12 protein-coding genes are annotated in these 15757 nt (G+C 37.3%); 6 read left to right on the top strand and 6 right to left on the bottom strand.

All coding sequences use genetic code 11. The features are described from left to right. Positions 1-16: 16 nt before the first annotated feature. From RK01_RS12955 to tgt, 4 genes are all read right to left on the bottom strand, one after another. A complete protein-coding gene (locus tag RK01_RS12955) occupies positions 17-484 on the bottom strand; it encodes a hypothetical protein (RefSeq protein ID WP_016173737.1) in 468 nt (155 codons plus the stop codon). A gap of 439 nt (positions 485-923) precedes the next feature. After that, positions 924-3530: a bifunctional acetaldehyde-CoA/alcohol dehydrogenase gene (adhE, locus tag RK01_RS12950; RefSeq protein ID WP_016173736.1), complete on the bottom strand. Its 2607-nt coding sequence runs from the start codon at positions 3528-3530 to the stop codon at positions 924-926. Positions 3531-3946: 416 nt separating this feature from the next. Then, entirely contained in the window at positions 3947-4300 is a 354-nt protein-coding gene (gene yajC / locus RK01_RS12945) for a preprotein translocase subunit YajC (protein WP_016173735.1), read from the bottom strand. Between the two features lie 80 nt (positions 4301-4380). Next, a complete protein-coding gene (gene tgt / locus RK01_RS12940) occupies positions 4381-5529 on the bottom strand; it encodes a tRNA guanosine(34) transglycosylase Tgt (protein ID WP_016173734.1) in 1149 nt (382 codons plus the stop codon). Between the two features lie 213 nt (positions 5530-5742). Between tgt and RK01_RS12935 the strand changes: the two genes are divergently transcribed. Next, positions 5743-6480, top strand: coding sequence for a DUF975 family protein (locus RK01_RS12935; protein ID WP_016173733.1), 738 nt, complete (start codon positions 5743-5745; stop codon positions 6478-6480). A gap of 138 nt (positions 6481-6618) precedes the next feature. On the opposite strand, the gene RK01_RS12930 is transcribed toward RK01_RS12935, so the two are convergent. Continuing rightward, positions 6619-9255 (bottom strand): cation-translocating P-type ATPase, encoded by a 2637-nt coding sequence (locus RK01_RS12930; protein WP_034864665.1) that lies wholly within the window; start codon positions 9253-9255, stop codon positions 6619-6621. Between the two features lie 694 nt (positions 9256-9949). Then, entirely contained in the window at positions 9950-10981 is a 1032-nt protein-coding gene (queA, locus tag RK01_RS12925) for a tRNA preQ1(34) S-adenosylmethionine ribosyltransferase-isomerase QueA (protein WP_016173731.1), read from the bottom strand. 176 nt (positions 10982-11157) lie between these two features. Between queA and RK01_RS12920 the strand changes: the two genes are divergently transcribed. From RK01_RS12920 to RK01_RS12900, 5 genes are all read left to right on the top strand, one after another. Then, complete coding sequence (locus tag RK01_RS12920) at positions 11158-12045, top strand: VOC family protein (protein WP_016173730.1); 888 nt, start codon at positions 11158-11160, stop codon at positions 12043-12045. A 201-nt stretch (positions 12046-12246) separates the two neighbouring features. Then, positions 12247-13410: a betaine/proline/choline family ABC transporter ATP-binding protein gene (locus RK01_RS12915; RefSeq protein WP_016173729.1), complete on the top strand. Its 1164-nt coding sequence runs from the start codon at positions 12247-12249 to the stop codon at positions 13408-13410. Between the two features lie 3 nt (positions 13411-13413). Further along, a complete protein-coding gene (locus RK01_RS12910) occupies positions 13414-14049 on the top strand; it encodes an ABC transporter permease (RefSeq protein ID WP_016173728.1) in 636 nt (211 codons plus the stop codon). Then, entirely contained in the window at positions 14049-14966 is a 918-nt protein-coding gene (locus RK01_RS12905) for an osmoprotectant ABC transporter substrate-binding protein (protein WP_016173727.1), read from the top strand. Before RK01_RS12910 ends, RK01_RS12905 begins: the two co-directional genes overlap by 1 nt. 10 nt (positions 14967-14976) lie before the next feature. Next, on the top strand, positions 14977-15639 hold the full coding sequence (locus RK01_RS12900; protein WP_195516023.1) for an ABC transporter permease: 663 nt from the start codon (positions 14977-14979) through the stop codon (positions 15637-15639). The last annotated feature ends 118 nt before the right edge of the window (positions 15640-15757 follow it).

Genomic DNA, 15757 nt, shown 5'->3' with positions numbered 1-15757 from the left:
CGTTATTTTTTATTGATCATTTTTTAAAAAGTCGTTTAAAAAAACTATTTTTTTCTGGTGCTGCACTTTCTTTTGTAACTGGCACTTTAGTTAAATCAACTACCAGATTAGGTTCTTTTTGCAAAGTCCGGTTGAGTTCTGTGATACCTTTTAAACTTTCTGTCAATCGCCGGATTGCCCCTGGTGTCAAATCAAATTTTGCTTTTGCTTCTGCTTGCCCTTCTGTTGACTGTAACTCACCAATAATAGCTTGTAATAAGGTATATTGCTGCTGCAAAATATTTCGTAATTCATAATTTTTAAGCTCGTTTTCTGCTTGATCTTTAAAAAAATATGTTACGACAGATAAACTTTCGCCGTAATCGACTAAGTCATTACGTAATTGGATTAATGTTGCGTCATCAGTAGGATTTTCAATTCCTGCGACAAATTTCTTCAATAATACTTGAGACGTTTTTAATTGCGCAATTGCTTCTGCTAACATTTTTTCACTTCCTTTCCCCTTATTTCTTTATAGCCAAGTATCAAATTATGTGCCCAAAAAGTCAAGGAGTATGAGAAAAGCTGAAGGAATCGCTCTGCCCTGAGCCATAAGACCACAACTTGCTAAAATGGCTGTTTCATTTTTGCTAATTTTGGCTTTTGGCCGAAGGGGTGATTCAGAAAGCTAGACAACTGGAAAAGCTTTTTGAACTCGTTTTGTTTCCAAGCATTAGGACAGAATTTCAATAAATTGCTTTTCAAATTTCTTGGAATTTTGACTTAATATCGCAAAAAGTTAGACATGAAGAATCTTCTGTAAATGAATTTATCTAGGCAAAGATTTTAACCTTTTCTAGTAAAAAACCGCCCAGCTGCTAAGAAGCCGGGCGGTTTTTGTTAATCAAAAATATCAAATATCGTCTTAAACGTCAGCTATAAAATTAAGCTTTTTCGTTGTACGCTTCAATAATGATACCTTTTAATTCAGAGATTAAAGGTTCTTTTGGATTTGCTGTTGTACATTGGTCTTCATAAGCAAGTTCTGCCATACGATCAACAGTTGTATCCAATGTTTGTTGCGTTACACCTTGGGCTTTCAAGCTCATGTCGATGCCGACTTTTTTACCTAATTCGTAAACTGCTGTTGCTAATGCTTCAACTAATTCTTCAGTTGTTTCACCTTTAAGGCCTAAGAATTTCGCAATGTCAGCATAATCTGTGTCAGCGCGGAAGTAGTCATATTTAGGGAACATTGCATGTTTTTGTGGGTCTTTGGCATTGTAACGGATAATATGCGGCAATAAAATCGCATTTGTACGTCCGTGAGGAATACCATATTCCCCACCAATTTTATGTGCGATTGAGTGACAAATACCCAAGAATGCGTTAGCAAATGCCATACCTGCCATTGTTGAAGCATTGTGCATTTTTTCGCGAGATTCCATATCAGGTGTCTTCACTGATTTTTCTAAATAGTCAAAGACTAATTTAATTGCTTGTAAGCTTAAACCACGTGTGTAATCAGATGCCATAACAGAAACATATGATTCAATTGCGTGTGTTAAAACGTCCATCCCAGTATCCGCAGTAACTCCTGCTGGTACTGACATTACAAATTGAGGATCCACGATAGCAACATCTGGTGTCAATGCATAGTCAGCTAATGGATATTTCACATGAGTATCACTATCAGTAATAACAGCAAATGGTGTTACTTCTGAACCAGTACCTGAAGTTGTTGGAATACATACAAATTGTGTTTTTTCAGGTTTGCCAATTTTGTAAGTCCGTTTGCGAATATCTAAGAATTTTTGTTTAGCGCCAAAGAATGAAGTATCTGGGTGTTCAAAGAACATCCACATGCCTTTGGCTGCATCCATTGCAGAACCACCACCAAGAGCAATTACTGTATCAGGTTGGAAAGCATTAAAGACTTCAAGACCTTTGTAAACAGTATTTGTTGAAGGGTTTGGTTCAACATCTGAGAAGATTTCAATTTTCACATCATTTTTACGACGTGCTAGAACTTCACGTACTGTATCCGCATAACCAAATTGCACCATACCTGGATCACAAACGATCATAACGCGTTCAACATTTTCCATTTTTTCCAAGTATAATAATGAATTTTTTTCAAAGTAAATTTTTGAAGGTAATTTGAACCATTGCATGTTATTTCTCCGTTTCGCGATAGTTTTAACGTTGATTAAGTTGATCGCAGATACGTTCTTAGAGACAGAGTTACGACCGTAAGAGCCACAACCTAATGTTAATGATGGAATCATTTCGTTGTAGATATTACCGATACCACCTTCAGCAGAAGGAGAATTTACTAAGATACGGCAAGCTTTCATTTTCAAGCCATATTGTAATTGCAAGTCTTCGTTTTCAGTGTGGATAACTGCAGTATGACCAAGACCACCTAATTCCAACATACCTTGAGCTAATTCAAAGCCGTGTTCAGTACTTTGGGCTTTCATCATCGCTAAAACAGGAGATAATTTTTCGCGAGATAATGGATAATCAGCCCCAACGCCATCTAATTCTGCAATTAACATTTTTGTCCCTTCCGGAACTTTAATGCCAGCTAGTTTAGCAATTTCAGTTGCAGGATGACCAACAATTGCAGGGTTAACCGCATATTTGCCTTCGTTCATAACTGCATCTTCTAATTTTTTCAATTCTGATTTTTTCACAATATAACATTGATGTGCTTCAAATTCTGCTTTTACTGCTGCGTAGATTTCTTTGTCTACGATAACACCTTGTTCAGAAGCACAGATCATACCGTTATCAAATGTTTTTGAAACGATAACGTCGTTTACTGCACGTTTAATTTTTGCTGTTTTTTCGATATAAGCTGGTACGTTACCTGCACCTACACCTAAAGCTGGTTTACCAGTTGAGTAAGCTGATTTCACCATGCCAGGACCACCAGTTGCCAATACAATTGCAACACCTGGATGATTCATCAATTTTTGCGTTGCTTCAATTGAAGAATGTTCTTTTTCAATCCATTGGATACAGTTTTCAGGAGCGCCTGCTGCAATCGCTGCATCACGAACGATACGCGCTGCTTCTTTTGAACATTCTTGTGCAGATGGATGGAAAGAAAAGATTACTGCATTAGCAGTTTTCAATGAAATCATTGCTTTAAAAATAGTAGTTGAAGTTGGGTTAGTTGTTGGAACAACTGCTGCAACGACACCGACAGGACCTGCAACTTCGATTAGACCTTTTTGTTTGTCTTCGCCGATAACACCGACCGTTTTATCATGTTTAATTGAGTTCCAGATATATTCTGAAGCATACATATTTTTGATTGCTTTATCTTCAACAATCCCACGGCCAGTTTCTTCCACTGCCATTTTTGCTAAAGGCATATGTTTGTCTAAAGCAGCCATTGCCATTTCATGAACGATTTTATCTACTTGTTCTTGGGTAAAGTTTTCCATTTGTTTTGCAGCTTCATTTGCTTTTGCTGCCAACTCGTCGATTACTACATCCGTATCGATTACTTTAACTTCTTTTTCCAATGTCTTAGCCATTGTGTTCCTCCTAAAAGTTGGGTAATTTTCTTTGTTAATCATTTCACATACAGAACTATACACTATATTTTTTTCGTTGTAAATACTTTTTGTGATTTTTTTCACAGTTTTTTTAAATCAAATTTAGCCTTACTCTAACAGCGTTTTTCTAATCATTGATTTAAAAACAAAGAAAGCAGTTACAAAGCTTTTGAACTTTAGCACTGCTTTGAAAATATTTTTTTATTGTTTTAAGTAAAATGAAAATAGATTAATTATAACTTAAGTAATTTTTATTCGCAGTAACCCTAATTAGACATTCATTTATTCGTGCACTAATTTACAAAGAGTTAGAATACGCCTATTATAGTCCTCAAAGTTTTTATTTAATAAAAGAAAGAAAATCGTCAAAAAAAAAAATCCTGCAAAATGCAGGATTAATCTTTGTCGCTATTGTCTTCAGTATCAGTAGGATTAGAAATTAAATCTTCTGTCTTAACTTCTGTGACAGTATCGTCAACTACTACTGATTTACCAGGAGTGATTGATTTGATAGCTTGTTTGTCAAAAACAAGAAATACTCCTTCACAATCAATTGTTACTAATTTGTTCGTTTCGTCAACTTCAGCTAAGACGCCGTGCAAGCCGCCGATTGTTACAACTTCATCACCTGGTTTCATTGCGTTTAATGTATTTTGACGTTCTTGTTGTTGTTTTTTTGTTGAACGTGACATAAACCACATTGCTCCTAACAACACAACGAACATAAGAATTGTTGGTAAGCCGCCCATATTATTCACCTCGTTTAATTTAATTCACAAGAATAACTTTAACAAAGATTCTTTACTTAAACTAGTTTTTTCTATGAATTTTAAAAACTTTTCGCATTTTCTTTATTGTAACCATACTCTTCAAAGAAAGATTGGCGGAATTCTAATAAATTATCGTCCATAATCGCTTGACGGACTTGTTTCATCAAATTCAACAAGAAATACAAATTATGATACGTTGTTAAGCGAATACCAAACGTTTCATCACAATGAATTAAGTGACGAATATAAGCCCGACTATAATTACGACAAGTATAACAATCACATTTTTCATCTAACGGTCTAAAATCATGGGCAAATTTTGCATTTTTCACAACCAGGCGTCCTTTAGATGTCATGCAAGTACCATTTCGTGCAATCCGTGTAGGTAACACACAATCAAACATATCGATCCCGCGAATCACACCGTCAATTAAGGAATCCGCCGCACCAACACCCATTAAATAGCGGGGTTTGTGGTCTGGAATTAGTGGTGTGGTAAAGTCTAAAACGCGATTCATCTCTTCTTTTGGTTCGCCAACAGATAATCCCCCGATAGAGTAACCAGGAAAATCCATGCCAATTAAATCTTTGGCACTTTGACGTCGTAAATCTTCAAAGCCTGCGCCTTGAATAATCCCAAATAATCCTTGCTGGTTAGGATTGGCATGGGCTTTTAATCCTCTTTCAGCCCAACGTGAAGTTCGTTCGACTGATTTTTTGACATAATCATAACTTTCGTCAAATGGTGGACATTCATCAAAACTCATCATGATATCTGATCCCAATTTATTTTGAATATCAATGGCTTTTTCTGGTGATAAAAAGAGCGGTGCTCCATTTAAATGGTTTTTAAAATGAACTCCTTCTTCAGTGATATTACGCATATCAGCTAATGAGAAAACTTGGAAACCGCCGGAGTCTGTTAAAATAGGTTGATCCCAGTTCATAAATTTGTGTAAACCGCCCGCTTCTGCGACTAAATCTTCTCCCGGACGTAACCACAAATGGTAAGTATTACTTAAGATTACGCCAGCACCCATTTCCTTTAATTCCTCTGGAGCCATTGTTTTGACTGTGGCTAGTGTTCCTACTGGCATAAACATCGGTGTAGGAAAAGTCCCATGTGGGGTGATTAATTCTCCCAATCGTGCACCAGTATGTTTTTCTTTTTTAATTAAACGGTATTTGATGGCAGGTTCTTGCGCCATTTTGCTCCCTACTTTCTACTTTGTTCTTTGTAGCTTCAATCATCATAAAGGCTGCGCAAAAAATTTGCAAGGTCATAATTTTGACTGTTATTTTCTCTTAATAAATGTGCCTTTATTTGGCAAAAAAATGCCTTATTATTAAAAATTTCTTGTAATTTCCAAAAGTTAAAGTTTTTGTTATACTGAACTTACTTAAAAAAAGGAGTTGAAAAAATGAAATCATCTGGTGAATTAAAGTTAGAAGCAAAACAAATGTTACAAGGGCGCTGGAAAGATGCTGTTTTAATGAACTTAATCCCAACTGTTATCGGCATTGCCATTGCAGCAATTATTATCATTCCTCTTATTGCAATTATCGGTGGCGTCGCATTTTTTAGTCCAGAGACATTGGACACTGTTTCAAATGGGATGGGCAATAATGGTGATGTTTCTTGGACAGCCCAAATTGGCAATCAAGGCGGCGGCATTCTTAGCGGATTGCTAACAACTATTTTTGTTTCTGGAATGTCTTGGACGTTTTTAGATATTTATCGGGGGAAACGGGTAGATATTAACCCTCTAAGTGATGTTTTCCGAGCATTTAAAAGTCCTTCCTTAGTTGGTGTTGTATGTATTTATCTACTTTCAACCATCTTTATTGGTTTGTGGTCATTGCTGTTATTGATTCCTGGGATTATTAAAAGTTATTCTTATGCCCAAGCCAACTTTATTTACTATGATATTTTAGAAGGTACCGGTCAAAAACCAGGCTATCTAGAATGTATCACGGCAAGTCGTCGTTTAATGAACGGTTATAAAGGCCAATTATTCTGGTTGGATTTAAGTTTCATCGGCTGGCATATCCTAGCAGTCTTAACATGCGGTATTGGCTACTTATGGTTAAATCCTTATATTTACGCTACTAAAGCAGCTTTTTACAACAACTTACCAAATGAAGCGGAAACTTTTTAATCCATGCTCTCTGAAAAAATTAAGTGAATTAAAAAAGGCGTGACAGTAGTTACTTATGAATCGCCATTTATAAAAAAGGAGCTGTGACAAAAATTGTCACAGCTCCTTTTTTATTGATTGTAAGTTTTCAAATGATTTTTAGTCTTCATCTGATGAAAAATGGAACTTGATCATTTCGTTTACAAATACTGGTACAATTGACAATATCGCCACTAAGAACCAGTGATTTAAACTAATGTGAACCAAATTAAATAATTCTTGTGTAAAAGGTAATAACGCGATAGCAGTCGTAATCAAAATCGCCAATACAGCCATTTCAAAAAGCGATTTATTCGATGATAATTTCACTTGAAAAATGGAACGACTACTCCGGACATTAAAGACATGAATAATTGAAGAATAAGCTAAGACTAGAAAAGCAACCGTTTGACCAACTTCTGGACTTGCATCAACCCAAGGGCTGACACTATCCACAAAAGAACCTAAATAATAACCAAAAAGTGTCACGACAGTAAAAATACCTGCATTTACCGCAATTTTTTTCCAAAGTCCGCGAGCAAAAATTCCTTCATGTGCTGGAATTGGCGGCTCATTCATAATTCCCGCTTCTGCGGGTTCTCTACCTAAAGCAAACCCAGGTAATCCATCGGCTACCACATTAACAAATAATAATTGAACAGCACTAAAAGGTGCACCCCAGCCAATCAGCATCGCAATTAAAACGATAAAGATTTCGGAGATATTACAACTTAATAAAAAGTTGATTGCTTTGCGAATATTTTGATAAACAGTCCGTCCTTGTGCAACTGCATCGACAATCGTCGCAAAGTTATCATCTGTTAAAACAATATCTGCAGCTCCTTTGGCCACATCTGTTCCGGTGATTCCCATGGCACAACCAACATTACTGGCATTTAATGCGGGTGCATCGTTGACACCATCACCTGTCATCGCCACCACTGCGCCTGTTCGCTGCCATGATTTAACAATTCTAATTTTATCTTCTGGCGTTACCCGGGCATAGACGGTTAACTCTTTTACTTTCCCATCTAGTTCTTCGTCCGTTAATTTTTGTAATTGTGCTCCTGAAATTGCTTGTTTCTTATGATTTAAGATCCCTAATTCTTTGGCTATCGCGCTAGCTGTCACCACGTGATCGCCGGTAATCATAACTGTTTTGATACCTGCTTTCCGGGCTTTTTTGATCGCCCCTTTACTTTCCGGACGCGGCGGATCAATCATCCCCACTAAACCGAGTAATCGTAAATCTTGCTCCAAATTTTCTGAAGTAATTTCAGTGGGTTCTTCTTCAAAAACCCGATATCCCACTGCGATTACCCGTAATGCTTTTTTACCAAAACGATCATTGACGACTTGGGCTCGCTCAACATCGCCATAATGAAATTTAGGCATTAAGACATCAAAGGCACCTTTTGTAACAGAAAGAAACTTTTTATTGCCCATCTTATGGACAGTCGTCATCATTTTTCGCTTCGAATCAAAAGGCAATTCAGCAATCCGGGGGTATTCTTCATCCAATTCTTTTTTTGTGTGATAATTTTCTTCAATCGCACGCACAATCGCAACTTCAGTCGGATTACCTTTGACTACTACTTCATCGTCCTCGCCTTTTTCCACGATCACATCGGTACAAAGACTAGCGATTTTTAATACCTCCATCGCTTCAGCAGTCATGCCATCTTCAACATCAGTTACTTCATCTCCACGCGACCAAACCCGACGAACTTGCATTTTATTTTGTGTTAAAGTCCCAGTCTTATCGGAACAAATTACGCTGGCTGTGCCCAATGTTTCCACTGCTGGTAATCGTCTAATAATGGCATTTTTCTTCGCCATTTTTTGCACACCATACGCTAAAGTCAAGGTAACAATGACGGTTAATGTTTCTGGAACTGCTGCGACGGCTAAAGAAACAGATGTCATAAACATTTCTAAAAGTGGTTCATTTTGCAAGTAGCCAATAAAAAAGACTAAGGCGGCAGCAACTAGGGCAATTAAACTAATTTGTTTTCCTAATTGATTTAATCGCTTTTGCAACGGAGTCAAAGACGTCCCGGAATCACTTAAGAGGCCTGCGATTTTACCCATTTCAGTTTCCATACCAGTACCAGTCACAATTGCTTGGCCCCGACCATTTACGACAGTACAGCCTTTAAACACCATATTTTGCTGATCACCTAAAGGTAACTCTTCTTCACTGATAAAATCAGCATCTTTTTCTACCGGCTCACTTTCCCCGGTCAACGCAGACTCCTCAATTCGCAATTGGGAAGCTTGCGTTAAACGAGCATCCGCCGCAATCATCGCACCGTTTTCGATTACCAATAAATCCCCTGGTACCAATTCATCGGCGTCAATATCTTTTTGCTGTCCCTCTCTGATGACGGAAGCGGTTTGTTTGTTCATATCTTGCAACGCACTTAGCGCTTTTTCAGCATTTCCTTCTTGGACAATCGTCAAAACAGAATTAATGACAATAATCGCAATAATCAAAATTCCTTCAAATAAATCGCCATGCTCTGTCGCAATCGCAGTATAAAATGAAATAATCGCCGCCACCATTAAAACTAAGGTGGTGAAATCTGTTAAGCTCAGTAAAACCTTTTTCAGCATAGAATCTTTTTTCTCTTCAGCAAAACGGTTTGGTCCATATTTTTCATAGCGCGTTTGGGCTTCTTTGTTACTAAGTCCGTCTTGAGTTTGTGAAGAAAATCCCTTCACTATTTCATCTGCTGTTTTTTTATAATAGTCCATCATCTTCTCTCCCTTTATTTTATTCATAATTTAACTATAACATATGATTTTTTAAGACCACAAACTATATGCGGTTTTTTCACAATTGTTCAAAAAATATTCACAATTAACGTAGGAAATTTTATTTTACAAAATAGGAGCCTATCTCTTGTAAGCGCTTTTATACCGTGCTATACTATGGGTGTAAGGAAGGAAGATATTTGTTGGAAAGGAGATCTCGAAAAGAAGATAAATTAAACAAGCTAAAAGTTGTTCGATGTACAAGATTCACCTAGATTTATATGTGTGAAGTAAAAAAATTATAAATAGTGAATGCGTATTAGAGGTTGAGATTTAACACAACAAGTAGTAAAAAATCAATACGTAACAATTACAGGATACAAGATTACAAGTGAATAGCAACAAGAATCACATGTTTTAGTGTAGAAAATGTAGTGAAAACAAAATTTTATGTTTAACACAAGAGATTGATACTTTGCATATATAAACTGCAAATAACCCTTTTCAACAAATCCTTCCATGATATAAAAGAGGATGGGCACTCGAGAGCCCATCCTCTTTCTTTGTGTCTGATAAATTTCCCAAGAAAACAAAAACAAGAAGAGACTACTTGTATTTAAAGCGGTCTCTTCTTCTTTTTAAAACTATTAGTCTAATCAAGGCGTTTAAAATAACTTTTGCTGCTTGAGGTCAACTATTTTACAAACATCGCATCACCAAAACTAAAGAAGCGATAACGGGCTTCAATCGCATGTTGATAAGCTGCTAATGTTAATTCTCGCCCAGCAAAAGCACTTACCAACATTACTAAGGTTGATTTTGGCAAATGGAAGTTAGTGCTAAAAGCTTGAACAATTTTAAATTCATAACCTGGTGTAATAAAAATATCTGTCCAGCCACTGTCGGCCTTAATTTCACCATTAAATTTGGTGCCGATTGTTTCCAATGTGCGAATCGAAGTTGTTCCAACAGCTACAATTTTGCCCCCACTTACCCGCACTTCATTTAGCTCTTGTGCGGCTTTTTCTGTTAAACGATAAAATTCACTGTGCATATGGTGTTCAGCAATATTGTCGACACTAACCGGTCTAAAAGTACCAAGACCTACGTGTAACGTTAAATAAACCAGTTTTACCCCTTTGGCTTCAATTGCTGCTAATAATTCTGGGGTGAAGTGTAAACCAGCTGTTGGTGCTGCCGCTGAGCCATTTTCTTTGGCATAGACAGTTTGATAACGATCTGGATTTTCCAAACGTTCTTTAATATAAGGAGGTAAAGGCATTTCTCCAAGGGATTCCAAAATTTCCAAAAAGATACCATCATATTTAAACGTAATAATACGTCCGCCGTGTTCTAATTCTTCTTCTACAACCGCTTTTAGCCGTCCATCACCAAAGACAATTTCTGTCCCAATTTTTGCTCTTTTAGCCGGTTTAATTAATGTTTCCCACGTATCACCTGTGGTATTGGTTAAAAGGAGTACTTCTAAATGACCACCTGTATCCGGTTTTTCGCCATGCAAACGCGCAGGCAAAACGCGTGTGTCATTCATCACCAATGCATCGCCTGGATTTAATTCATCAATAATATCACTAAAATGTTTGTCTTCCATTTCCCCTGTTTGTCGATTTACAACTAACAGTCGTGAACTCGATCGTTTTTCCAATGGTGTTTGCGCAATCAGTTCCTCCGGCAAATCAAAATCAAAATCTTCTGTTGTTAACATTTTTACCACTCTTTTCTGAAATTGTCTTTTGTATTTTAACATTTTTTATAGTGCTTGACGATGAATGAGACACATTACTTGCTGAAAACTTTTTTAGTCGTTAAACTTACATAAAGTAAGAAAATAGTGCGATTGCTATCGTGTGATTTTTCTAATTCCTAAAAGAGGTGTCTTTTATGCCAGCTTTTCATCATATTTCATTGTTAACTAAAAATCGCAAGAAAAATATTGCGTTTTATACCCAGTTGCTGGGGATGCGCTTTGTCAAAAATACCGTCAATCAAGAAAATACGCGGATGCTCCATTATTATTATGGGGACTACACCGGCAGTCCTGGTAGCGTTGTAACGTTTTTTATCGTTCCCCACTTAGGACAACGTTACGATCACGATCACTTTTTAGCCACCATCGGCCTCAATATTCCTGCTGATAGCTTAAATTATTGGTATGAACGATTAACAAATGCAGGTGTGGCTGTCACCAAACAAGAAAAACAATTATTTTTTGAAGATCCTGATAATGTAGCGCTTATTTTAAACGAAGTCACGGAAGGACCTCTAAAACCTGAATTGCAGGTTCAAAATGATGTGCCTGGTGACAAACAAATATTAGGGCTTGCTTCTACCCAATTGCATGTCTCAGATATTACAGCAACAACTGATTTCTTTAAACGCTATTTGGATTGGACCGTTGAAGATGACAAAATAAGATTAAGTACGAATGAACACTTAGAGCTTTATCAAACTGAAATAAACGAAAAAATGCGGATGGGACGTGGTAGCATTGATCATGTGGCATTTGCTGTCAAAGATGATGCGGTCTTACAAGTCTTATATAAAAGAGCCCAAGCACAAGATTGGCAAATTGAGGAGATTATTTCCCGCGGCTATTTCAAAAGTCTTTATATTCGCGAACCTGGTGGTAATCGTTTAGAATTTGCAACAATGTCTCCTGGCTTTACGATTGATGAACCGTTAGAAACGTTAGGAGAAAGTTTTGCGCTGCCGCCATTTTTAGCCAATAAACGTTCAGAAATTGAAGCCAACTTGTATCCGGTTGATTAGATTCGCCATAGTTTTATACTACACTCTGCTAAAAACTCTGCTAAAAATTTAGCAGAGTGTTTTTTTATAAAAAAAGCGGTATCAATTTTTCTACCAAATAGAAATTTTTCCAAAAATATGCGTATTATTTGTCATATCCTTCATTTACTTACATACTAGTAGTGATACATAACTGGGAAAATGATGAAGAGGTGAAGTAAATTGATCGAATTTCAACACGTAACAAAAATTTATAAAGGCGGTAAAGTCGCTGTCGAAGACGTCAATTTGTCTTTTAACAAAGGCGAATTTATTTGTTTTATCGGAACAAGTGGTTCTGGTAAAACAACGTGTATGCGCATGATTAATCGAATGAACGAACCGACAAAAGGTAAAGTCCTCATTAACGATAAAGACGTCAAAGACGTTAATCCTGTGGAATTACGCCGCCAAATTGGCTATGTCATTCAAAATATTGGTTTAATGCCTCATATGACGATTCGCGAAAACATTACTTTAGTCCAAAAGTTGATGAAAGTCGATGAAGAGACGCGCAAACAGACAGCTGAAAAAATGATTGATTTAGTCGAATTACCCCGTGAAATGTTAGATCGTTATCCAGCAGAACTTTCTGGCGGTCAACAACAACGAATTGGTGTCGTACGGGCCTTAGCAGCCAACCAAGATATTATTTTAATGGATGAACCTTTTGGTGCGTTGGATCCGATTACTCGTGATGCTCTTCAAGACTTAGTCAAGGATTTACAAGAACGGTTAGGCAAAACAATTGTTTTTGTTACCCACGATATGGACGAAGCTTTAAAATTGGCCAATCGCATTGTCATTATGAGTGAAGGCAAAGTGATTCAATTTGATACTCCGGAAAATATCCTGCGTAATCCTGCCAATGAATTTGTTGAAGAATTAATTGGCGAAGACCGCCTACTACAAGCTAAGCCGGATACTACGACGGTTGGTGAAGTTATGCTAAACAATGCCATTACGATTACTCCGGAAAAATCTTTACGCGAAGCCATCTCTTTGATGCGAGAAAAACGGGTTGATACCTTATTAGTTACAGATAACAGTAAGATTTTAAAAGGTTATATTGACGTTGAATCCATAGATAAAATGCGCGGCAAAGCTTCAAGTGTGGGGGATATTTTAAATAAAGACGTTTTCTATGTAAAAGAAGATAAATTATTGCGGGACGTTTTACAGCGTATTTTAAAACGTGGCTTAAAATATGTTCCAGTTGTGGACCAAAAAACACGGGTCGTTGGCATCTTAACTCGCGCCTCATTGGTTGATATTGTCTATGATGTCTTATGGGGTGATGAAACTTCTATCAGTGAAGCGATTGAATCTGCAAAAGAGGAGGCGTAGAGGATGGCTGATTTTTTTGCAAAGCATGGTTCAGAAATTTTAAACAAAAGTTTTGAGCATATTTATATCTCCTTTTTTGCTTTAATATTGGGAATTATAATTGCCGTGCCGCTTGGTGTTCTTTTGACGCGCTTTAAAAAAGCGGCTAACATTGTTATCACTGTTACGAGTGCGTTACAAACGATTCCTTCTCTCGCTCTTTTAGCGCTGATGATTCCGATTTTTGGTGTCGGAAAAGTACCTGCGATTATCGCGTTATTCATCTATTCTCTTTTACCAATTTTACGTAATACTTATATTGGGATGAAAAATGTTGACGACAATTATTTGGATGTGGCGCGTGGTATGGGAATGACAAATTTGCAGTCCATCTTTAGTGTCGAACTACCGATTGCGATGCCAACGATTATGGCTGGGATTCGCTTAGCCTCTGTTTATGTGATTGCTTGGGCTACTCTTGCTTCTTATATTGGCGCTGGCGGCTTGGGTGACTTGATTTTCAGTGGTTTAAACAACTACCAACCTGATTTAATCTTTGCAGGCACAATTCCTGTTACATTATTGGCCTTACTAAGTGATTTCCTTTTGGGATTGTTAGAAAATTACTTAACACCAAAAGCATTAAGGGGGACGGATTAATGAAAAGAATAAAAACACTCTTCCTTACACTTATGACTACTGTTTTATTAGCGGGGTGTTCTTTTCCCGGATTAGCTTCTTCTAGTAGTGAAAACACGGTCGCAATTACGGGCGGTATCACTTCTGAAGCTCAAATTTTGGCAAGCTTAGTTGCTGGCATGATTGAACATTACACCGATTTAGATACAACAATTATTAATAATTTGGCAACAACTACAATTAACAATCAAGCCATGGTCAATGGCGATGCTCAAATTTCGGCAGCTCGATACACTGGGACTGATTTAACAGCTACTTTAGGTCTGGAACCAGTGAAAAGCCCGGAAGAAGCTTTTAAAATTGTAAAATCAGAATTCAACAAACGTTATCAACAAACTTGGTTTAAATCTTATGGTTTTGATAACACGTATACCTTTTTAGTACGGAAAGATACTGCTAAAAAATATAATTTGAAAAAAATTAGCGACTTGAAAAATGTTAGTGACGAATTGGTTGCCGGCGTCGATACGTCTTGGATTAATCGTAAAGGCGATGGATATGACGGATTTCAAAAAGAGTATGGCTTCTCGTTTAAAAATATCTTACCCATGCAAATTGGTTTGGTATATGACGCTGTAGCCGCCGGTAAAATGGATATTGTCTTGGGCTACTCGACTGACGGCCGAATCGCCAGCTATGATTTGGTGATGCTAGAAGATGACTTAAAATTCTTCCCGCCTTATGATGCAGCGGCTATTGCCGATAATGCCTTGTTAAAAAAATATCCTGATCTGCAAACGGCACTGGGCCGCTTAGAAGGCGTCATTGATACACCCCAAATGCAAAAACTAAACTACGAAGCTGACAACAATTTAGTCGAGCCTTCTGTCGTTGCTGAAAAATTTCTTAAAGACAATCACTATTTCGAAGGGAAGTGAGTAAATGGACTTGCAAAATATGAATTTAGCCGAACAATTTATTTATTACTTTAGAGAAAATGGCAGCTACGTTTTCAGTCAATTTTTACGTCACTTCTTAATTTCGATTTACGGAGTACTATTGGCAGCGATTGTAGCAATTCCATTAGGGATTTTAATTTCCAAAAGACATAAATTAGCCGATTGGGTTATTCGAATCGCCAACGTCATTCAAACCGTCCCACAACTCGCAATGCTATCCATTTTAATGATTGGTTTAGGTTTGGGCGTTAATGTCGTGATTGTAACAGTTTTCCTTTATTCCATTTTGCCAATTGTCAAAAATACGTATACTGGCATGAAACAAGTAGATAAAAATGCCTTAGACGTTGGTAAGGGGATGGGTATGACGAGTTGGCAACGGCTTTACCTTATTGAATTACCCCTTTCGATTTCTGTCATTATGGCGGGGATACGTAATGCCTTAGTGGTAGCCATCGGGATCACAGCTATCGGTGCTTTCGTGGGGGCTGGTGGTCTAGGTGATATCATTATTCGGGGTACCAATGCCACAGATGGCGCTTCTATTATTTTAGCCGGTGCTTTACCTACTGCTTTAATGGCAATTTTCACGGACTGGATTTTGGGAATGGTGGAACACCGTTTAGATCCAGCCGGCAAAACATCTAAATAGTATAAGAAAGCGAAATAAACTCCATCAGCTCTCAAATAATAAGAGGAAATTTTGATAAATTGCTCTTCAAATTTCTTGAAATTTCGGCTTATTGCAGAAGAGAACGTATTCGTTTTGA

The sequence above is a fragment of the Enterococcus dispar ATCC 51266 genome (assembly GCF_000406945.1).
Taxonomy (GTDB): Bacteria; Bacillota; Bacilli; order Lactobacillales; family Enterococcaceae; genus Enterococcus_C; species Enterococcus_C dispar.
This window is presented reverse-complemented; position numbering and strand designations above follow the sequence as displayed.